This window comes from Alkalimarinus alittae, assembly GCF_026016465.1.
Lineage (GTDB): Bacteria > Pseudomonadota > Gammaproteobacteria > Pseudomonadales > Oleiphilaceae > Alkalimarinus > Alkalimarinus alittae.
On record NZ_CP100390.1, the window covers coordinates 469,648 to 489,589 of the forward strand.

Below are 19,942 nucleotides of genomic sequence, written 5' to 3' on the forward strand. Positions count from 1 at the left end.
ATTTATGAAAAAGGGTGAGCGAAAGCTTGCCCTTTTTTTATATCTATAAGAAAGGGGGATATGTCAAAATATTAGAATGTAACATTGCGTAATCAAGTAGGTGTTCACAGTATTGTTTTATCGATTCTGTAATGATTGCTTGGTGGGGAGTGCGGTCAAAATGAGGCGATAACTGGCGCACGTAACAACTTAGATAAACGCTTGAATCTAGCGCTTAAAACAATAAACGTCGAATGGAGTTTTCATGGAAACAATTAAAAATAAATTCAAATCTATTGGTCCGGTTAAAGCTGCCGTAGCATTGGCGGCTGGCATAATGATTTCATCTGCACCTGTACAGGCAGAAATGGTTAAGCGTTCATTTTGTGTATGGGATGCAGTTGGAGCAAATGGACCGCTTTATAACTTGATGAAATCGTCTAAAACCGCCGCCATGAAATGGGGTGTTGACCTCGAGTTGCGCGCTTATACTGACGAGAAAATAGCATCAGAAGACTTTAAAGCAGGGCAGTGTGACGCCGTGCTGATTACTGATGTAAGGGTGCGAGACTACAATACTTTCTCAGGATCTATTGGTGCATTGGGTGCGATTCAAAGTAAGAAAGAAATGCGAATGGTTCTTGATACGTTGAGCCAACCTAAAGCGGCCAAGTTACTTAAGAATGGTAAGTATGAGATTGCGGGAATTTTACCTGCAGGTGCAGTTTATCTTTTTGCGCGTGACCGCACAATTGATACTGTTGGAGAGCTACAAGGTAAAAAAATAGCGACATTTGATTACGATTCAGCTGCTATGCATATGGTTCGCCATGTGGGTGCGTCAATCGTCGGGTCAAGCACGGCTAACTTTGCGGGTAAGTTTAATAATGGCAGCGTAGATATTGCTTATGCTCCAGCAGTTGCGTATGAGCCCCTTGAGCTCTATAAAGGTATTGGTGAAAACGGAGGGGTCTTTAGTTATAAGGTTGCTCAGCTTACCTTCCAAGTTGTCATTGATTCTGAGAAGTTCCCAGAAGGCTTTGGGCAAAACTTTAGAACGTATGCTGCATCAAAGTACGATGAAGCATTTAAGATGATTGCTGATGCTGAAGCCACTATCAATAGTGATCTTTGGGTTTCTCCAAAGGCATCAGAAGTTGCCGGCTATGGTGAAATGTTTAGAAATGTACGTATTGGTCTGAGAAACGAGGGTGTTTATAGCCCTAAAATGCTAACACTTATGCGTAAAGTTCGTTGCTCACAGGCGCCGTCAAATGCTGAATGTGTTGAAAAAACTGAGTGATTTTTTGCTCTTGTCGCCTTGATCCCGCTTTGCTTCATCACGGTTACAAGAGCAGGTCTAGTTTTGAAATGAAGATATAGATTTATCACGCAATAAAAAGCCCCGGCTGATAAATCAGTCGGGGCTTTTTATTTTTTGTAGCGCGCCTTAATAGGCGCGCTACAAAGCTAATCGCTTAACCCAGCTTAGGGCCGGCGTTAACAATTACATCAGACACGTCAAACTTCTTGAAGTTTTCAACAAACTGGCTGATCAAGTCTTGCTCTTTTGCATCATAAGCTGCTTTATCATCCCATGTGTTTCTTGGGTTAAGTAACCCAGAATCAACACCAGGGATTTGCTTAGGTACTTCAAGATTAAGATTGTCGAGGTGTTCAGTTTCAGTATCGCTAATCTCGCCGTTCTGGATAGCGCTAATGATTGCACGAGTAGTTGGAATGCTAAAGCGAGTTCCAACGCCGTGTGAACCACCTGTCCAGCCGGTGTTAACAAGATATACGCGACTACCAAACTCTTCCATACGCTTCATTAACAGTTCAGCATATTCGCCCGCAGGACGAGGGAAGAAAGGTGCACCGAAGCAAGTAGAGAAGGTAGACTTAAGTTTTGAGTCTGATCCCATTTCAGTTGAGCCAACAAGCGCTGTGTAGCCACTTAAGAAGTGATAGGCTGCTGCTTCTTTTGACAAGATAGATACAGGAGGTAAAACGCCTGTCATATCACAAGTCAAAAATACGATTGCTTTAGGTTCGCCTGCTAGGTTTTCAATAACACGCTTTTCAACGTGCTCTAATGGATAGGCGCAACGGGTATTTTCAGTGAGTGATACGTCGTTATAGTCTGGAACACGAGTTTCAGGGTCAACCACTACGTTTTCAACGATAGCACCAAAACGGATTGCATCCCAAATAATAGGCTCATTTTTCTGGCTTAGGTCGATACATTTTGCGTAGCAACCGCCTTCGATATTAAATACGGTACCTTTACCCCAACCATGCTCATCGTCGCCAATTAGAAAGCGTGATTCGTCTGCAGACAGGGTGGTTTTTCCAGTGCCTGAAAGGCCAAAGAATAGACAGGTCTCACCGTCGTCGCCTACGTTTGCAGAGCAGTGCATTGGTAGTACGTCTTTTTCTGGAAGCAGGAAGTTTTGAACAGAGAACATGGCTTTTTTCATTTCGCCAGCGTAACTCATGCCTGCAAGTAATACTTTGCGTTGAGCAAAGTTAATCATTACCGTGCCATCGCTGTTTGTGCCATCTCTTTCTGGGTCGCATACAAAGCTAGCAACGTTTAGTATTTGCCATTCTTGCTTATCTGCAGGGTTATACTCGGTAGGGCGAATAAATAGGTTGCGCCCAAATAGGTTCTGCCAAGCCGTTTCAGTAGACACTTTTACGGCAAGATAATGATCAGGATCTGCGCCAACATGCAGGTGAGAAACAAAGCTATCTTTCTCTGCAAGGTACGCTTCGACACGATCCCAAAGAGCGTCGAATTTATCGGCGTCGAAAGGACGGTTAATCGGTCCCCAATGGATCAGATCTGAAGTGCTCGGCTCTTCAATGATAAATCGATCTAGTGGCGAGCGCCCTGTTCTTTTTCCGGTATTAATAACCAGAGATCCGTTATCGGCCAGTTGGCCTTCCTTACGTTCAAGCGCTTGCTCAACAAGTTGAGCGGTGCTTAGATCAATATAAGTGTTACTCACTTGTACCTCACCCTTTGCTGGTGTTTTATCACTATTTAGGCGCTTAAAACGGCGTATAAATAGTGACCTAATAAATTCTGGGGCGCCATTATGCCAAAATGTGGAATAAAAAACGACTATTTGTGATTTTGATTGACGCTTTTGGTGATTATGTTAACGCAAAAAATTAGTAATTCTTTGATAAATCAAGATAAAACTGAATTCACTAATGCCGTTATTAAGACCTGTTATAGTCTGTAATAATCGTATTAATGAAAACTATTATTGCCAAATAATTGGTCAATCTCTGATTTTTCGTATCGGTATAATTCGTTGCAGAACTGGCAGCTGATTTCTATTGCCTTTTGCTCCGCTAAAATGTCATATATTTCATCTTGTCCAAGAGAAATGATGGTGCTTGCCGTGCGTTGTTTGCTACAGCTGCATTCAAACTGCACAGGCTCTTCAGGATAAATTGTTACTTCCTCTTCATGATACAACCGCTTGAGGAGAGACTCGCCATCTAGTTTATGAATTTCATCAGCAGTTAGAGTGCTCGCTAATTGAGTGAGTCTATTCCAGGCGTCACTATCTTTTGCTTCGTTGTTTCGTGCAGGGAGTTGCTGTAAAAATAGCCCCGATGCAGACTCCTGGTCGCAAAAAAGCAGGATAAGGGTGCTCAGCTGCTCAGATTGTTCAAAGTATTGTATTAAACAGTCTGCGAGGGTGTTTTTTTCAAGTGGGACGATTCCTTGATAGCGCTGACCCTTGGTGGGGTCAATTGTAATGGCAATTTGTGCAGCCCCTAGTTGGGCGGTTAATGACTCACTCGGTATATCGCCTTCCCATTGACCGATGGCTCTAACCTTTTTGTCATGGGTGCATTCAGCCATTAATAGCTTTACTGCACCGTCTCCTCTAGCTTGAACTGAAAGTATGCCTTCAAATTTTAACGTGCCACTCATGAGTACCGATGCTGCTAGGGCTTCACCTATTAATGTCTGTAATGGCGCAGGGTACTCTTTGCGCTGTTTAACGTCCTTGAAGCTTTTATTGAGTCGAACCAGCTCTCCTCTTATTTGGTGGTTGTCAAATAAAAAACGTTGGAAGGTATCGCTATGTTTCATGCTTTTAAGCCTATTTCTGGATATCAATGCTGTGTGTGCACGTTAAATGTGCTGAGTTCTTTTTATAACGGGTGGTGGTTCGGTGTTAGCTTTCATCAACGTTATTAATGTTCTCGAATCGATGTATTTGACGTCTCTGCTTTTTGTTGGGTCGCCTTGCTGGAGGTAGTTGACCTGCCATCATATGTTTACGGTCTGACGCAGCTTTTTCGCGTTTGGCTACGCTTTCGGTTGTTTCAGCATAGAGTAATACGGCTTCGGGGGCGCCTCGACGTTTGTCCGTTATAGCAAGCACCACGACCTCTTTTTCAACAAAACCTTGGCGTATGTTGAGGTGGGCGTCTAGTTCTATGGCTTTACCTGGTTTTGCTCGTGCGCCATTGTAGTGAACCTTGCCGCCCTCTACTGCGTCTTTAGCAATAGCCCGAGTTTTATAAAAACGAGCAGCCCAGAGCCACTTATCTAACCTAACTTTTGTAGATTCTTCGTTTTTTGCCATGTTAATGTTTACGGTCAGTGAAAAGAGGTAAATGATTATTATCAATAAGACGTATTGTAGCAGTTTTCATTGATGAAAATCGAAGCCAGTTTGTAGGTAAATGTGCTAACTATTTTTAGCTGAGTGACGGTCAAAGCGATCGATTGAAGGGAATTCTTCATTATGTCTAGGTGGTTTCTGGCTGTCGGGCTGCGCAATCGAGTATATATGCTGAATTCCATATGTTTGTGCCGATTTTAGTACGGCTAAGCTGTCATCGATGAGCATAGTGCGCCGCTTGTCAAAAGCCTCTATCGATTGAAGCTTGTCCCAGAACTCAGGGTTCTCTTTAGGCAGTTTAAGGTCGTGGGAACAAACAATAGCGTCTACGTAATGGTCTAATCCTGTAATGCTAAGCTTTAGGTTTAAACTGTGATTATGCGCATTCGTTACCAATACAACGCGGTGATGAGTATCTTGCAGTTCTTGTAGGAAGGTTTTGACGTGTGGTCTGAATGCAATTAAGTGCTGTATTTCTTGTTTTAATTGCATGATATTGACACCTAAATTGTCTGACCAGAAATCAAGGCAGTACCAGTTCAATGTGCCTTCTTCTTTTTTGATGAGTTGTAGCAAGGTTTCACTAGCCTCAGCGGGTGCTACACCTTTGATATCCGCGTACCTTTCAGGTAAATGGGTCAACCAGAAGTAAGTATCAAAATGCAGATCAAGTAACGTGCCGTCCATGTCGAGAAATACGGAGTCAATGTCGTTCCATTTGATCATGTGAAGGCTACCTAATGTGTATGTGAGGGAGTGAGCTTATTTTACGTTAGTTTTAATCAATAGTCAGTGTTGTGACTGATGCTAACTAGGCTGTTATATTAATGGATAATTTTTGAGGGGATGGACCTGTGGGACGTATATCATGAATAAAGACAATCGGCACTTGATGGCTATGTTGCCTAAGCTTTTAAGCATTGCAGAGGAGGCGGGCGAAGCAATATTGAAAGTCTACAATGTTTCTGAAGATGAATCATCAGAAGGCGCGGATGTTGCGTTTTCAATAAAAGACGATGACTCCCCAGTGACTAAAGCTGATTATGCTGCACATAAGGTTATAGCGACAGGCTTGAGACGCTTGGCGCCTGAAATACCGCTGCTCTCTGAGGAGGGCGATATTCCCCCTTTTGAAGAACGCGCTAGTTGGGAGCGGTATTGGCTCATTGATCCTTTGGATGGGACTAAAGAGTTTATTAGTCGAAATGGCGAGTACACCGTTAATATTGCATTAATAGATAACCATCAGCCGGTATTGGGGGTGGTTTATGTCCCTGTGAAAAATATTTTTTACTATGGCGTGAAAGGGCAGGGAAGTTGGAAAAAAACGCCTACAGGGGAATCATTGATTGCTGCCCGTAGTGTTAGCGCCGCTGACACTATTAAAATCGTGGCAAGTCGGAGACATGGCGCAGAAGCTGCTGAAAAAATGATGTCTGAAGCAGAGCGTGTTTTTGGCGGCGTTGAGCGAGTGAGTATGGGAAGCTCATTAAAAATTTGCATGCTAGCCGACGGGAGTGCTGACTGGTATCCAAGGCTAGCACTAACGTCTGAGTGGGATACTGCAGCTGCTCAGGCGGTATTAGAAGCTGCAGGTGGCGTTATGTATGATGATCAATTTAATAAATTAGAGTGTAATCGTAAAGATTCGTTGCTAAACCCGTATTTCCATGCGGTAGCAGATGGATCATATGACTGGAAGGCGTTAGTAGAAGGGGCGTTGCTACGTTAATAAACGGTGGTTTGCTACTGTCACCCTCGCATCAGCAAGGGTGACATAAATATAGGCCGTGATGGCTTAGCACCTGAGAATTAGTTTATTGCTCAGACACTTTTTCTAACTTTCGGCCGCTCATGCTACAGCCAAGGCAGCGAACAAACGTTGCTTTGGCAGGACCAACAACCATAACTTCTGCTGCTTCCCCTGCATTACCGCCCAGAGCCGAAAATGGAAGTGATACAACATAAATAACGGTGCTTACAGCGGTCATTGCTAACAAAACGGGTCTTGCCACGAGTGCATCGCCCGTCATAGCCAGTGCAGATGGTGTTTCTTGAATGGTGTTTGCTGAGCTTACAGCAGGCAATGTTAGGCTTAATGTCGCAACTATGGCTAACAAAGTGCGTACGAGTTTGGATCGCATCAAAACTTCTCCCGAAATGAGGTTGAACGCAGTTTAAAGTTGTAATTGTCTTAACTATAACAGGTATATTCCAACTGTCTAAAAAAATAGTTGAGAATTATCTTGCTATTGCCTGTTTTAAGAGCAGTTTTTACGAATCTCTAACATAAGATTACGGAACGTATTACTTTCTTGTTGAATGTGTTGTTTGATTGTGTAGGACGACGTTTCAGTCTGCGGGCGTTTTGATGACTTCAATGCTGACACTTAGGGCAATAAACGGTTGACCGTTGCCCTAGGCGAATTTCTTTTAATGTGGTCTTGCACTCAGTGCAAGGCTGACCGCCTCTACCATAAACCTTTAATTGCTGCTGAAAATACCCTGGCTTACCATCACCACCTACGAAGTCCTTTAATGTCGTCCCTCCTTGGGTGATCGCAGTCTCAAGGGTTTTCTTTATATGATCGACAAACTTCGATATGCGTTTTTTGGATAGTTTACCCGCAGGGCGTTTGGGGTGGATACCGCTGAGAAATAAAGCCTCATTAGCATAGATATTACCGACGCCGACCACGTTTTTGTTATCCATAATAAATTGCTTTATCCCGGTTGTTTTATCCTTTGCTTGTTTATGTAAATAGTCGGCATTAAATGATGCCTCTAGTGGCTCGGGCCCTAGTTTTGAAAATAGAGAATGACTTTCCCAGTCCTTGACCCACAGCACAGACCCAAAGCGCCTAGGGTCGTTATATCTGATGATTTTGCCATCATTCATGTTTAGGTCAACATGATCATGCTTGCCAATAGGGGTGTTATTCTCAACCACTCGAAGGTTTCCCGACATCCCTAAATGAATGATGATGTATCCCTTAGGTAGGTGCAGTATCAAGTATTTGGCACGCCGTTCTAGTTTATGAACTAATGCCATTGATAGGGTGGTTAGTTCGTCAGATACAGGCCAGCGTAAGCGGCGCTCTCTAATGGTAACCGAACGGATAGTGTTATGTTCGACGTAAGGGTGTATGCCTCGTCGGGTGGTTTCAACTTCTGGTAGTTCTGGCAAGGTTTAACCTTTTTGTACTGTCTATGGGGTGTCTATTTATTCGCAAATAAATAGCATGTAACGAACCTGACCTGCTTCTTTCTCTCTATGGAGTCGCCAATGAGTCGGAGTTTGGGGGCGCGCCGCTTCTTTTTCTATCTCAATATAAATATAAGCCCCTGTTGTGACAAATGGCTTGGATTTGAGTTGTTCAAGGCAGTCATATACTAGCCCGCAACGAAAAGGCGGGTCGACAAAAACGATATTGTATGGCGTGTCCGGTGTTGTGTTTTTAAGCCATTTAACCGCGTCCGTTGTTAAAACATCGGCATTGGTTGCTTGTAGCAGCTGAAGATTTTGCTTTAGCGAGCGGGTTGCAACAGGCGACTGATCAATGAATGTGACAGATGAGGCTTCTCTTGATAAGGCTTCAAGGCCAAGAGCGCCGCTCCCTGTAAATAGGTCAAGACAGCGTGCGCCGGGGATAATGGGTGAAACCCAATTAAACAGCGTCTCTCTTACTCTATCCGTGGTGGGTCTAAGTCCTTCGATAGCTGAAAAAGAAAGGCGACGACTTCTCCATTGTCCCCCAATAATTCTGAGAGTGCTTTGAACTTCGCTGTTTTTGCGACCTTTGGCATTGTGTTTGTTGGGTTTTCGGTTGGCCATAATAGCAAGTAAGCGTATCCAGGTTAGAGTTTTTGTTGCGTTTTTTGAGGTCTAAGTTGTGGAGCATGTTAAAAGGGATTTGGCCTCGTTACAAATCAATAATAGAATAGGCGGCGCGATAAGGTTTGAATAATTGAAAGTATAAGGTTTAAGTGGCGGCTTCTCACTGGTTTAGTGTGTTTCGAAAGGGTAAGCTGAACATAATTCCTGTAACATTGATTGTAAATAAGCGAATAATGGTAATTAAGTGAATATGGATACAGTAAATTTCATTGCATTAGCTGTTTTGGCAGTTCTGGTTTTATTTTGGGTTATTGATTTTTACACGCTTAAAAGCCGTCGTCCTACCCCTAAAAAGGTCGAGCAGCGTCCAAGCGCCAACGTTACTCAAACCGCCACCGCTATTGATTTAACTGCAGCGGCTCAAGATGCGGCAAAAAGAACCACAGCCGAGCCTGTTGCTCATACTGCAGGTGATGCAGCGGTAGATGAACCGGTTAACTTTTTCTCTCGTATTAAGTCAGGTCTAAGTCGAACAAGATCGACGCTTTCTGGCGGTATGGCAAGCTTGTTTTTAGGTCAGAAGACGATCGATGACGATTTACTAGAAGATATTGAAACATTGCTGTTATCTGCTGATGTCGGTGTTGAGGCGACGACACAAATCATAACGTCGCTCACAGAAAAGGTTGAAAGAAACCAACTTTCTGACCCTGCAGCGCTAAACGAGTTGCTGCAGCAAGAGCTTACGGCGCTATTAGAAAACAGTAGCCAGCCATTGTCTATTGAAAACAATGGCCAACCTTTTGTTATTTTGATGGTGGGCGTTAATGGTGTAGGTAAAACCACCACTATCGGTAAGTTGGCGAAACGATTCCAGCAAGAAGGCAAGTCTGTGATGTTGGCAGCGGGTGATACATTCCGTGCTGCAGCTGTTGAGCAGTTACAAGTTTGGGGCGAAAGAAATAATGTACCGGTAGTTGCACAGCATACCGGTGCAGATAGTGCGTCTGTTATTTTTGATGCGGTGCAGTCAGCCCAAGCAAAAGGCGTTGATGTTGTTATAGCGGATACCGCAGGAAGGCTTCAAAACAAAGATAATCTAATGGCAGAACTAGAAAAAGTCGTGAGAGTTATGCAGAAATTAGACGGCGCAGCGCCTCATGAGGTCATGTTGGTTCTAGATGCAGGAACGGGGCAGAATGCGCTGAGTCAGGCCCAACTATTTAAGCAGGTCGTTGGGGTTTCGGGGATCACGCTCACCAAGCTAGATGGAACCGCCAAAGGCGGCATTATTTTTGCGATTGGTAAACAGTTAGGGTTACCTATTCGTTTTATTGGGGTGGGAGAACAGATTGATGACTTACGCCCATTTGATTCCGAAGAGTTTGTAAAAGCTCTATTTGATAAGTAGTTGATTAAGCCTGCCGATGATTAAGTTTGATAATATTTGTAAGCGTTATGAAGGCGGGCATGAAGCACTGTCGCAGGTTAGTTTCCACCTGAAGCGTGGCGATATGGCGTTTTTGACCGGACATTCCGGGGCCGGTAAAAGTACGCTATTGAAGCTGATAATGCTAATGGAGCGTCCGACCCGTGGTCAATTGATTGTGGGTGGGCAGAATGTAAACCGGATCCCGCGAAGACAAATTCCATATTTTAGGCGTCATATCGGCGTTGTTTTTCAAAACCATCACCTGCTTTTTGACCGAAGTGTATATGATAATGTGGCCTTGCCGCTTGAGATCACAGGGATGCCGCATCGCGAAATTGGTCGTCGAGTACGGGCAGCACTCGATAAAGTGGGTTTACTCAGTAAAGAGAAGCTAAACCCTATCCAACTTTCAGGCGGGGAGCAGCAACGTGTAGGTATTGCGCGTGCAGTTGTTAATAAACCTTCGTTATTATTGGCTGATGAGCCGACTGGTAACCTTGACCCTGATCTTTCATCCGACATCATGAACTTGTTTGAGCAGTTTAACCAAGTAGGGGTTTCCGTATTGATTGCGAGTCATGATCTTGCCTTGATCGCCAACCTTAAATATCGGGTGCTTGAGTTAAGCGAGGGTCAATTAATAGAGAACCCTCGCAGTAACGCTGGGATCAGGTCGGCAAATACATCGGGTCATGATGACGTCTCGAATGACGAGTTTGGAGAAAACGATGGAGCCTGGTAAAAAAAGCAAAGGGGCTAGCCCTATGCGGGCTACTCCACCGAAAGCAGCCACTGCTCCTTCGAAAGGTGGTGCAACGTTAAAGGCGAAAACGAGTAACAAAGATAGAAAGAAGCCTAAAGAATCCCCTAAATCAGAAAGCTCAGGCGCGAGAACCAGCAGAAAAGAAGGGTCGTTTGATAGTTACCTAGCAAACCACCGTAAAATTGCAAAAGAGAGCTTTCGACGGTTAATAAAGCAGCCTGTTTCTAGCTTGATGACCTGGGCCGTTATTGGTATTGCATTATCTCTGCCCGTAGGACTCTCTGTTTTATTGGCTAACGTTCAGCAGTTAAGTAGTGGTTGGGATGGGTCTGCGCAAATTACACTGTTTTTAAAAATGGATGTAAGTGATAAAGATGCGTCTAATTTAGCATTGGAGTTGTCTACTCGTGCTACGGTCGCTCAAGCGGATTTTATTAGTCGGGATAGCGCGTTGGACGAATTTAAAACGCTGTCCGGCTTTGGTGAGGTGTTGAATTATTTAGATGAAAACCCTTTGCCTCACGTTATTGTTGTTAAACCTGCTAAAAATCTAGCGACGGTTGAGCAGACAGACTCACTCCAAAAACGTCTTTCAGACTTAAAGCTGGTAGAGAAGGCACAGTTAGATCTGCAGTGGGTTCAGCGTTTACACAGCATGACCGAACTTATTCAACGAGGTGTTTGGGCGTTAGCGTTATTGTTGGCACTCGCAGTATTGCTGGTGATTGGTAACACTATCAGGCTGGCAATAGAAAATCGTCGTGATGAGATTGTCGTTGTTAAGTTGGTAGGGGCTACCGATGGGTTTGTACGTCGGCCTTTTCTTTACACCGGCTTATGGTATGGCTTAGGAGGCGGGCTAATAGCGTTTTGCTTAGTCCAAATAACGTTGTTTTGGTTAAATACGCCCATTAGCGAGTTGGCACAGCTTTATTACAGTTCGTTTAGTTTGTCTGGGCTCGATCTGGAGGCGACCTTTTTTCTGCTTAGTATGAGTATGCTGTTAGGCTGGCTCGGAGCATGGGTTGCAGTGCGTCGGCATTTGGGGGCCATAGAACCCAGTTAGACGGCTAAAGCTATAGTTTTTCTATGGATAAACGCCTTGTGAGGGGAAATACCTATTGGGTTTATTTGAATATCGACTAGACTCAATAACATCAATATAACATATAAAAAATAGACATTAATGTATGCAAAAAGGAACTTTTTGCGCCACTAGAAGTCATATACCAAAGATGATATATTCGGCGTCTAGTTAATTTTGGAGGTTTAAATGGGTACTAGCTTACAGCCAGTAGATATGCTTTCACCAGGGGGTAACCTTGAGTCGTATATGCAGGCCGTTAACAGCATCCCCGTACTGTCAGTTGAAGAAGAACGTAAACTGACCAGTAGCTTGCATAATGAAGAAGACCTTGAGGCCGCTCGCCACTTGGTTATGTCGCATCTTCGTTTTGTTGTGTATATCGCAAAGAGCTATTCAGGCTACGGCTTGGCTCAGGCAGACTTAATACAAGAAGGCAATGTTGGCCTGATGAAAGCGGTAAAACGCTTTAACCCTGAGTTTGGTGTACGCTTGGTCTCTTTTGCCGTGCACTGGATCAAAGCAGAGATACATGAATTTATTTTGCGAAATTGGAGAATCGTGAAAGTTGCGACGACCAAGGCGCAACGAAAACTATTTTTTAACCTTCGAAGTGCCAAAAAACGCTTAGCGTGGTTTAGTCATGAAGAAGTAAAAGCTGTTGCTGCAGACCTAGGCGTTGAGCCGAAGGTCGTTCGTGAAATGGAAGGTCGCTTGAGTTCTCATGATGCTGCATTTGATGGCGGTATGGATGATGACGATGAGTCGGCTTACCAGTCGCCTGCAAACTACCTTGAAGATCATCGCTATGATCCTGCTACACGTGTAGAGCAAGAGGACTGGACTGAAGAATCGAATACTCGTCTGAGCACTGCGATGAGTACGCTTGATGAACGAAGCCAGGATATCTTAACTCAGCGTTGGTTGTCGGAAGGTAAGGCGACATTGCATGATTTAGCCGATAAATATGGCGTCTCAGCAGAGCGCATTCGTCAACTCGAAAAGAATGCCATGAAAAAAGTTAGAGCGCTAATGGAAAGTTAAGGTTAGCGCCCCATAAAAAACCGCCACTCAACTGTAGGCGGTTTTTTTTTGTCCTGTTGTTAGCGTTGATATCGAATAAAACTAAACGTGACATACAGGTTACAAACAATTAATTATGCCTTTGGTGGCACGTCCCTTAAGCTACATTATTATATTTCGACGTTTTAAGTTCACACTTGATTATTTAGTGGGTAGTTAAGCTCGTGGCCCGTTTTGAGAAAGGGATTTTAAATGAGGTTACATAAATGAGAGCGACACAATGAGTTGGTGGGGAAAAGTAATTGGCGGAGCATTTGGTTTTATGCTCGGAGGGCCGTTAGGCGCATTATTAGGCGCTACTGTAGGGCATGGCTTTGATAAGGGGCTTACAGGAGTAGAATTAGGTACGGGTGAAACTTGGCAAGGGGGCTCGCAAGAGCGTGTACAGGCTGCATTTTTTACAGCGACCTTTTCCGTTATGGGGCACCTTGCAAAAGCCGATGGCAGAGTAACAGAAGACGAAATTGAACTTGCTCGCCAAACAATGGACAACATGCAGCTCGATGAAGAGCAGCGTCGAGCGGCAATTGAGTTGTTCAATAGCGGTAAGCAAGATGACTTTCCTCTTGCTGATGTGCTGGAGCAATTAAAGCGAGAGTGCCATCGCCGAGTTAACTTGATTCAGATGTTTTTACAGATTCAAATTGCGACGGCGCTGGCAGATGGTGATTTGCACCCTTCAGAACAGGCGGTTTTACTGACTGTCGCTGAGCACTTAGGGATTTCCAGGGGCCAGTTTGAGCGGCTCTTGGCCATGGTCGTGGCACAGCAGCGGTTCTCAAGACGGGAGAGTGGTAGCGATGCCCCGGTTGAACGCGAGTCGATCACAGAGGCGTATCAACTATTAGGTGTTACGCCCAATGCAACAGAGGCTGAAGTTAAGAAATCATATAGGCGTCTGATGAGCCAGCACCACCCTGATAAGCTAGTTTCAAAAGGCTTACCAGAAGAAATGATGAAAATAGCCACAGAAAAAACCAGAGAAATTAAAGCGGCTTACGAGGTTATAAAGGCCTCCCGGAAAAAGGCATAGTACACGTCTACCGAGAGTGGTTTAGTTGTTGATTGGATAGGTTGGAAGATTAATGCGCGTATTAGTAATTGAAGACGACAAAGATGTTGCAGCATATTTAGTGAAAGGCCTGCAGGAGTGTGATCATGTTGTTGATCATACTTTGGACGGTAAAGATGGTTTGTTGCTAGCGGCGAGTGAACAGTATGACATCATGATCATTGATCGAATGCTGCCGGGTATGGATGGGCTTTCGATTATTAAAACGGTTAGAGCGACGGGAAACCGAACGCCTATCTTAATCTTGAGTGCACTGGGTGATGTGGATGACCGCGTCGAGGGGCTTAGGGGAGGCGGAGATGACTACCTGACTAAACCGTTTTCGTTTACAGAGCTTTTAGCCCGAATGGATGCTTTACTGCGACGCGGAAGTTCGCAAGCAGAGCAAGTGACGAGTTTAAATTTGGCAGACCTAGAGATGGACTTGTTATCTCGTGTGGTTAAGCGAGGAGGGCAAAAAATAGACCTTCAGCCGCGAGAGTTTCGTTTACTCGAGTATTTAATGCGTCATGCTGAGCAAGTCGTTACCCGCACGATGCTGCTAGAGCAGGTTTGGGATTATCACTTTGACCCACAAACTAATGTTATTGACGTGCATATCAGCCGCCTCAGATCGAAAATAGATAAAGAATTTGATAAGCCATTACTGCAGACAGTTCGTGGTGCTGGGTATATTTTGAGTGAAAAATAAGTGAGATTTTTGAGTCTTCTCCGTACTTCTTCTTTTCAGCTGGCGCTGGTTTATATGGTGCTATTTGCTACCTCTGTTTTTATTTTGCTCGGGTTTATATATTGGGCGACAGCAGGTTATATGGCGGACCAAACCGATGAAACCATTGAAGCTGAAATCGTTGGTTTGGCAGAGCAGTATAGTCGCCAAGGCGTAAATGGGCTGATAAGTGTTATACGGGAGCGGGTCGCAAGAGACCCTAATGGGAAGTCTCTTTATCTGTTTACCGCTCGAGACTACATTAAGTTGGCAGGTAATCTCGATGAGTGGCCTGACAGCGCACAAGTACAAGATGGTTGGGTTAACTTTCAGCTAGACGAGCAGGTCGGTTGGGAGGGCAATGATCACGTTGCTCGTGCGCGTATCTTTGTTGTACAGGGCGGCTTAGGTCTTCTAGTAGGGCGAGATGTTCATGACTTAATGGTGGTGAAGCGGTTGATTGAGCGAGCCATTAATTGGGGGATGGGTATCACGCTTGCCCTCGCATTGATTGGCGGCATTATGATGAGCCGCAGTACAGCCAAACGCATTGAGGTTATTAACCAAATTAGTCGAAAGATTATGGATGGTAACCTGGCATTAAGAATTCCGGGTCGAGGCACGGGGGATGACTTTGATCAGTTGGCAGAAAACTTAAATCAGATGCTAGATCGGATTGTGCAATTGATGGATGGTATTCGGCATGTATCCGATAATATTGCGCACGACCTAAGAACGCCTTTAACTAGATTAAGAAACCAGCTGGAAAGCGCACTTATTTCTGCCGAAAAAGAAGAAGATAGAGAGCAAATATCAACGGCGGTTGCGGAAGCGGACAAACTACTATCGACGTTTAATGCACTACTAAGGATCGCACGCCTTGAAACGGGCGGTAAAGTTGCCAAGCCTGAAGCGCTAGATTTGTCTCAATTGATGTGCGATGCCGTCGAGTTGTATGAGGCTTTAGCGGAAGACAAAAACCAGACAATGACCATGAACATTCAGTCAGGGGTGACCACGCTTGGCGATAAGGATTTACTGTTTCAGGTGATGAGTAACTTAATTGACAATGCGATCAAATATACGCCGGAGGGCGGTAAGATTTCGTTACAGTTAATTGAGAGTGAAGAGGGTGTGTGCTTTGAGGTTGCAGACTCAGGTATTGGCATCCCTGAAGATGAAAAAGATAAAGTATTCCAGCGTTTTTACAGGGTAGCAAAAAGCCGTTCGTTACCCGGTAATGGCTTAGGTCTCAGTTTAGTGTTGGCGGTGATTGCGATGCATAAAGGTGAGATTAACTTGGCAAATGCAAACCCAGGATTAAAAGTCTCTGTTAAGCTGCCTAAAAGCGAACTGTAATTAAGCTGGTTATGCACTAGTGATCAAAAACCAGCTTAATCTTGCAGTATTGGAAAAATTACTTACCAATAAAGCCTTTTAATGCACTCGCTACAGACTTCGCAGGCTTAAGGGCTACATCTACGCTATTGCTTACAAGTGCCTCAACGCTGCTGATCGTGCGTTCAACTTTAACCTGTGCCGATACTGCGCGTGCTTTAATGCTATCAAGCTCACCTTCAAGATGCTTTTGTTCAGCCATAACATAGCCAATTAGCGTGTGGCGGTTAACCTGGCTAGTAATGCCCATAGCATCTAACTGGAAACCAAGGTTGTCTAAACCGCTAAGTGCTGTTTCAATCAAGTTGTTGATGTTCTGACTTGCTTTCATAAGGTTACCCTCTCAAATACCGTGTTCTTGCTACTCTCATTTTTTGCTTAGTGTAAGAAGCGTTTAAAATAAGCGTTATTGTAAATAATTATGCTGAAGGTTATCGATATAAAATAGGGGAAACAACCTAATTATGAAAATCATTAATAGCGTTTAAGTGTCGCGGCTGTAACAGGCTAAATTTTTCGTAATATTCAGGAAAGCTTGGTGCAACGATGTATTGGTTACTCTAACAATAAGCAGATATGAAGTGCTCTCTCCATACACTGTTTATCGTTATTAGAATGCATAGTTAGGAATAGTTAGGAATAGTTAGACTTAAGTTTTGTCAGAACTTAGTTGTTTATTGTGATTGCTCCCTTCGAAGAAACGAATACTTCAGCTCCGCCCTAAAAAGGTGGAGCTTTTTTATGTTTGTCTTGGCTGAATTCTGTTAGCCTCTCGGTTTTAAAAACTAATCTATGCTTGTTGTTATATAGTTAGCTGAACAAGGGTCTTACGGTCATCATTATGAAGCTTAAATGGAGCGCCATTATCTTTGGCACCTTAATTGACATAGCGCTATCAATTGCGCTGAGTTTTTTTGTGCTAATTGTTTATGCTTCATCTCTGGCGGCAAAAGGCATGGCTGAAGCGGATATTCAGTTACAGTTAAGCGACCCGTTAAGCTCGTCTTACTTTGCATTAATATTGATGGCCGTTGGCGCTTTAACTGATGGTGTGGCAGGTTATTTAACGGCAAAATTCGCAGGGTTCCTTGAATATTGGCACGCTTTATTTATGATTGCGACTGTAATGCTTGTACATGCGATCCTTAGGGGGGAGTCAATGATACCGCTCTGGTACGAAATTGTTGCTCAAATACTGGGTGTCATGGCCGCGCTGTATGGTGCTAGGCGCTATAAAAAAAGACCGCGTTAGCTTTTATATATCGTCGTTTAGTTCGGTATTGATATATTAATTTGCATACGAAATGCTAACGATAGCCCAGTAGGCTTTTGCGGTAGGAGTCTCGACGACGACCTCATCATCGACTTCTTTTTTGAGTAGAGCTCGAGCCATCGGGGAGTCAATCGATATATAGTCTTGCCGCCCGTATATTTCATCAACACCGACGATGCGAAATCGTTTTGTCTCGCCTTCGTCATTTTCAATTTCAACCCAAGCACCAAAAAACGCGCGGCCATCTTGTTCTGGGGAGTAGTCTATGACACGAAGGTCGTCTAAACGTTTTTGCAAGTACCTGATGCGACGATCGATTTCGCGTAGGCGTTTTTTGTTATATTGATAATCTGCGTTTTCACTTCTGTCTCCTAAGCTAGCGGCCCAAGTTACTTTTTTGGTTGTTTCTGGGCGTTCTTCGCGCCAAAGGTGGTCAAGCTCGGCTCTTAATGCATCGTACCCTTCACGGGTAATTAGATTTGTTTTCATGGCGGTATATCAGTGGGTTGTTGTTTCAAAAAATTGTATTAATAATTGCGTATATGAACATGATTGTTAAGGGGCTGTAAAGCTCACTGTAATGTGCCATTAATAGCCGCTACAAAGTTGCTGTGGTAAAGGCCTTTTCGCATATACTGTGGTATTTAAACTATAAAGCCGATATGGAACATGCTGTGATAGAGCCTGGTCAGAAACCCCCGTCTATAAATATTCCATTATGGATGCTGGTAGGGTGCTTGGTGTTGGCAGGGCCTCTACTTTTTATTGGAGGACCTGATCATTACTCCGCTCGCCCGGTTAAACTATTGTGGGACCTTGGTCATATACCGCTAATGTTTTGTTTAGGGTTAATATTGATAAAGCTATTATCAATATTGAGGTTAACGTCCTATTGGTTATTTTTTAGTATTTATCTTTGTGTGATCTTGGTGGTTGCGGTGACAACTGAGTTTATACAAGGCAAGATTGGTCGCATAGCGAGTATTTCTGATGTCGCGTCTGATATTTGGGGGGCGTTACTGGCTTGGCTTTTTATTGGTCACTACCCACTCGTTAGGCGCTTTGCTTGGAGGTGTGTTTTTACTGGCGTAGCGATAGGGCTCGGCGCTGTTGTTCTCTCTAGACCTGCAATGGTGTTATACGATGAAGTGTTGGCGCGTGTGCAATTTCCGCTATTAGCTGGTTTTGAAAGTACTTCTGAGCTGAGTCGTTGGAAGGTTAAGAGCGGTTTAGTGCGTTCGACCGATAGAGCAACCGAAGGGCGTTATTCTTTAAAGGTGCTATTATTACCAACAGGGTATAGTGGTGTGTCGTTTAGAGATTTCCCTGTTGATTGGCGAGCGTTCGATGTACTACGGTTTGATGTGTGGAGCCCTATGATGTCATTACCGATTACAGTGAGAGTGCATGATAAAACTCACCAAGAAGGCGCGCAGGTATATGATGATCGCTTTAACCGGCGCTACAGACTGGATAAGGGTTGGAATCGCATTACGATAGACCTACATGAAATCTCACAAGCCCCAAAAGGGCGAACGCTTAAATTGAGTGAGGTCGAAGGGTTTGGTTTTTTTGGCTATAATCTAGGTTTTAGTGAAACAATTTACCTAGACCAAGTGTTGTTGCTACGTAAAGACAGCTGAATAAATATGGCTGCATGTCACATTTTTTATGTTTACTTTTTCTTTTGTTATGAATTGTCTATAAAATAACCAAAGGAAGCTGGTAGTAGGGAGGTGCTAATATGATAATAAATATGTTAATGAAAAATAAAATATGTATGGTAGCCATAATGGCTGCAGCTTGTGCAACTGTACCTGGTCTTTCACAGGCTGATGAGTCGAAATCAATCGATCAACTTGAGCATAAAGAAAAATCAACACTTCAGACATTTCACTTGAAAGAAATTGATGCGGAAGAGTTGTCAGAAGCGGTTATAGCGGGTGGACTAGAGCCAACGAGCTCAGGTGGTCAGGCTAATCAGCCCGTCACAGTCTATGAAGATGGAACGCTACTTGAGCCGAGAGACAGACAGACAGACTTAGGTCGGTATGAAATTCCTGTCACAGTGAATTATTCTGAGGCTCGGCGAGTACCCGGTGTTACGTTTGGCAACAACTACGCTATAACCCCAGGACCGGGCAATAGAGTGTATGAAACGTTCAACGCTAATGTAACAGAACGATAGTCGTTGTAAAGCGAGCAAGTGCGAACCGTTAAAGGAGGCTATAATGCCTCCTTTTTTGTGCGTGAATTACTCGTTATATTCTAATTAGGCTCGCTCAGAAGCGAAATTAAGCGGTTGGTTTAGTACTTTTTCATATAGAAAGGTTAGTGCTTCTTTGGCTTGGTTTATTTTTGCTCTCGAAAGGCCTATTTGGTTAGCGAGATAACCTAGAAACTCTTTAACGTTGTTCTCTGGTAATGATGCAGGGTTCTTCAAATCATTAAAGAATATATATTGAGTAATCCAGTGCTGATAAGTTTGTTCGGTGCGGATATTGAATTGTTGCTTTCTAACGATCTTTCGAACTTGCTGTAACAACCCTGATTGGCTCTGATCTAATGCCTCTGCATTATCCATGACGAGTAATCCTTTTTGAGTTTTTATTCTAATTATTCAGATTTTGCGCGGATTCTATTACAAAGCTAT

22 protein-coding genes are annotated in these 19,942 nt (G+C 43.8%); 12 read left to right on the plus strand and 10 right to left on the minus strand.

Annotated features, from left to right (window positions below; genetic code table 11):
- Positions 1–244 precede the first annotated feature (244 nt).
- On the plus strand, positions 245–1,282 hold the full coding sequence (locus NKI27_RS02030) for a putative solute-binding protein (protein ID WP_265048037.1): 1,038 nt from the start codon (positions 245–247) through the stop codon (positions 1,280–1,282).
- Positions 1,283–1,457: 175 nt separating this feature from the next.
- Here NKI27_RS02030 and NKI27_RS02035 read toward each other — a convergent pair whose 3' ends face one another.
- The 4 genes from NKI27_RS02035 to yrfG form a co-directional block, all read right to left on the minus strand.
- Positions 1,458–3,113 carry a phosphoenolpyruvate carboxykinase gene (locus NKI27_RS02035; protein ID WP_406803120.1) on the minus strand — a complete coding sequence of 552 codons (1,656 nt, stop codon included), beginning with the start codon at positions 3,111–3,113 and terminating at the stop codon, positions 1,458–1,460.
- A gap of 128 nt (positions 3,114–3,241) precedes the next feature.
- A complete protein-coding gene (gene hslO / locus NKI27_RS02040) occupies positions 3,242–4,099 on the minus strand; it encodes an Hsp33 family molecular chaperone HslO (protein WP_265048038.1) in 858 nt (285 codons plus the stop codon).
- A gap of 85 nt (positions 4,100–4,184) precedes the next feature.
- Positions 4,185–4,598: a ribosome-associated heat shock protein Hsp15 gene (gene hslR / locus NKI27_RS02045; protein WP_265048039.1), complete on the minus strand. Its 414-nt coding sequence runs from the start codon at positions 4,596–4,598 to the stop codon at positions 4,185–4,187.
- Between the two features lie 105 nt (positions 4,599–4,703).
- A complete protein-coding gene (yrfG, locus tag NKI27_RS02050) occupies positions 4,704–5,363 on the minus strand; it encodes a GMP/IMP nucleotidase (protein ID WP_265048040.1) in 660 nt (219 codons plus the stop codon).
- 142 nt (positions 5,364–5,505) lie between these two features.
- Between yrfG and cysQ the strand changes: the two genes are divergently transcribed.
- Positions 5,506–6,369, plus strand: a complete 864-nt coding sequence (gene cysQ, locus NKI27_RS02055; RefSeq protein ID WP_265048041.1) for a 3'(2'),5'-bisphosphate nucleotidase CysQ — start codon at positions 5,506–5,508, stop codon at positions 6,367–6,369.
- Positions 6,370–6,454: 85 nt separating this feature from the next.
- On the opposite strand, the gene NKI27_RS02060 is transcribed toward cysQ, so the two are convergent.
- The 3 genes from NKI27_RS02060 to rsmD all read right to left on the minus strand — a co-directional run bounded on the left by NKI27_RS02060 (position 6,455) and on the right by rsmD (position 8,472).
- Positions 6,455–6,781 carry a hypothetical protein gene (locus NKI27_RS02060; protein ID WP_265048042.1) on the minus strand — a complete coding sequence of 109 codons (327 nt, stop codon included), beginning with the start codon at positions 6,779–6,781 and terminating at the stop codon, positions 6,455–6,457.
- A gap of 233 nt (positions 6,782–7,014) precedes the next feature.
- Positions 7,015–7,824: a bifunctional DNA-formamidopyrimidine glycosylase/DNA-(apurinic or apyrimidinic site) lyase gene (mutM, locus tag NKI27_RS02065; protein WP_265048043.1), complete on the minus strand. Its 810-nt coding sequence runs from the start codon at positions 7,822–7,824 to the stop codon at positions 7,015–7,017.
- A gap of 36 nt (positions 7,825–7,860) precedes the next feature.
- Positions 7,861–8,472: a 16S rRNA (guanine(966)-N(2))-methyltransferase RsmD gene (gene rsmD, locus NKI27_RS02070; protein ID WP_265048044.1), complete on the minus strand. Its 612-nt coding sequence runs from the start codon at positions 8,470–8,472 to the stop codon at positions 7,861–7,863.
- 253 nt (positions 8,473–8,725) lie between these two features.
- Between rsmD and ftsY the strand changes: the two genes are divergently transcribed.
- The 7 genes from ftsY (at position 8,726) to NKI27_RS02105 (ending at position 15,977) form a co-directional block, all read left to right on the plus strand.
- Entirely contained in the window at positions 8,726–9,886 is a 1,161-nt protein-coding gene (gene ftsY / locus NKI27_RS02075; RefSeq protein WP_320109442.1) for a signal recognition particle-docking protein FtsY, read from the plus strand.
- 16 nt (positions 9,887–9,902) lie between these two features.
- On the plus strand, positions 9,903–10,649 hold the full coding sequence (ftsE, locus tag NKI27_RS02080) for a cell division ATP-binding protein FtsE (protein WP_265048045.1): 747 nt from the start codon (positions 9,903–9,905) through the stop codon (positions 10,647–10,649).
- Complete coding sequence (gene ftsX, locus NKI27_RS02085) at positions 10,636–11,736, plus strand: permease-like cell division protein FtsX (RefSeq protein WP_265048046.1); 1,101 nt, start codon at positions 10,636–10,638, stop codon at positions 11,734–11,736. Before ftsE ends, ftsX begins: the two co-directional genes overlap by 14 nt.
- A gap of 207 nt (positions 11,737–11,943) precedes the next feature.
- On the plus strand, positions 11,944–12,798 hold the full coding sequence (gene rpoH, locus NKI27_RS02090) for an RNA polymerase sigma factor RpoH (protein WP_265048047.1): 855 nt from the start codon (positions 11,944–11,946) through the stop codon (positions 12,796–12,798).
- Between the two features lie 259 nt (positions 12,799–13,057).
- Positions 13,058–13,870 (plus strand): co-chaperone DjlA, encoded by an 813-nt coding sequence (gene djlA, locus NKI27_RS02095; RefSeq protein WP_265048048.1) that lies wholly within the window; start codon positions 13,058–13,060, stop codon positions 13,868–13,870.
- Positions 13,871–13,922: 52 nt separating this feature from the next.
- On the plus strand, positions 13,923–14,600 hold the full coding sequence (locus NKI27_RS02100) for a winged helix-turn-helix domain-containing protein (protein WP_265048049.1): 678 nt from the start codon (positions 13,923–13,925) through the stop codon (positions 14,598–14,600).
- Positions 14,601–14,720: 120 nt separating this feature from the next.
- Positions 14,721–15,977 carry an ATP-binding protein gene (locus tag NKI27_RS02105; protein ID WP_265048050.1) on the plus strand — a complete coding sequence of 419 codons (1,257 nt, stop codon included), beginning with the start codon at positions 14,721–14,723 and terminating at the stop codon, positions 15,975–15,977.
- A 58-nt stretch (positions 15,978–16,035) separates the two neighbouring features.
- Here NKI27_RS02105 and NKI27_RS02110 read toward each other — a convergent pair whose 3' ends face one another.
- Complete coding sequence (locus tag NKI27_RS02110) at positions 16,036–16,347, minus strand: hypothetical protein (RefSeq protein WP_265048051.1); 312 nt, start codon at positions 16,345–16,347, stop codon at positions 16,036–16,038.
- A 510-nt stretch (positions 16,348–16,857) separates the two neighbouring features.
- On the opposite strand from NKI27_RS02110, the gene NKI27_RS02115 reads away from it, so the two are divergent.
- Complete coding sequence (locus NKI27_RS02115; protein ID WP_265048052.1) at positions 16,858–17,268, plus strand: hypothetical protein; 411 nt, start codon at positions 16,858–16,860, stop codon at positions 17,266–17,268.
- A gap of 36 nt (positions 17,269–17,304) precedes the next feature.
- Here NKI27_RS02115 and greB read toward each other — a convergent pair whose 3' ends face one another.
- Positions 17,305–17,778: a transcription elongation factor GreB gene (gene greB / locus NKI27_RS02120; RefSeq protein WP_265048053.1), complete on the minus strand. Its 474-nt coding sequence runs from the start codon at positions 17,776–17,778 to the stop codon at positions 17,305–17,307.
- A 185-nt stretch (positions 17,779–17,963) separates the two neighbouring features.
- On the opposite strand from greB, the gene NKI27_RS02125 reads away from it, so the two are divergent.
- Together NKI27_RS02125 and NKI27_RS02130 are read left to right on the plus strand one after the other, a co-directional pair.
- A complete protein-coding gene (locus tag NKI27_RS02125) occupies positions 17,964–18,932 on the plus strand; it encodes a VanZ family protein (RefSeq protein ID WP_265048054.1) in 969 nt (322 codons plus the stop codon).
- 101 nt (positions 18,933–19,033) lie between these two features.
- On the plus strand, positions 19,034–19,477 hold the full coding sequence (locus tag NKI27_RS02130) for a hypothetical protein (protein ID WP_265048055.1): 444 nt from the start codon (positions 19,034–19,036) through the stop codon (positions 19,475–19,477).
- Positions 19,478–19,561: 84 nt separating this feature from the next.
- Here NKI27_RS02130 and NKI27_RS02135 read toward each other — a convergent pair whose 3' ends face one another.
- Positions 19,562–19,873 carry a site-specific integrase gene (locus NKI27_RS02135; RefSeq protein WP_265048056.1) on the minus strand — a complete coding sequence of 104 codons (312 nt, stop codon included), beginning with the start codon at positions 19,871–19,873 and terminating at the stop codon, positions 19,562–19,564.
- Positions 19,874–19,942 lie beyond the last annotated feature (69 nt).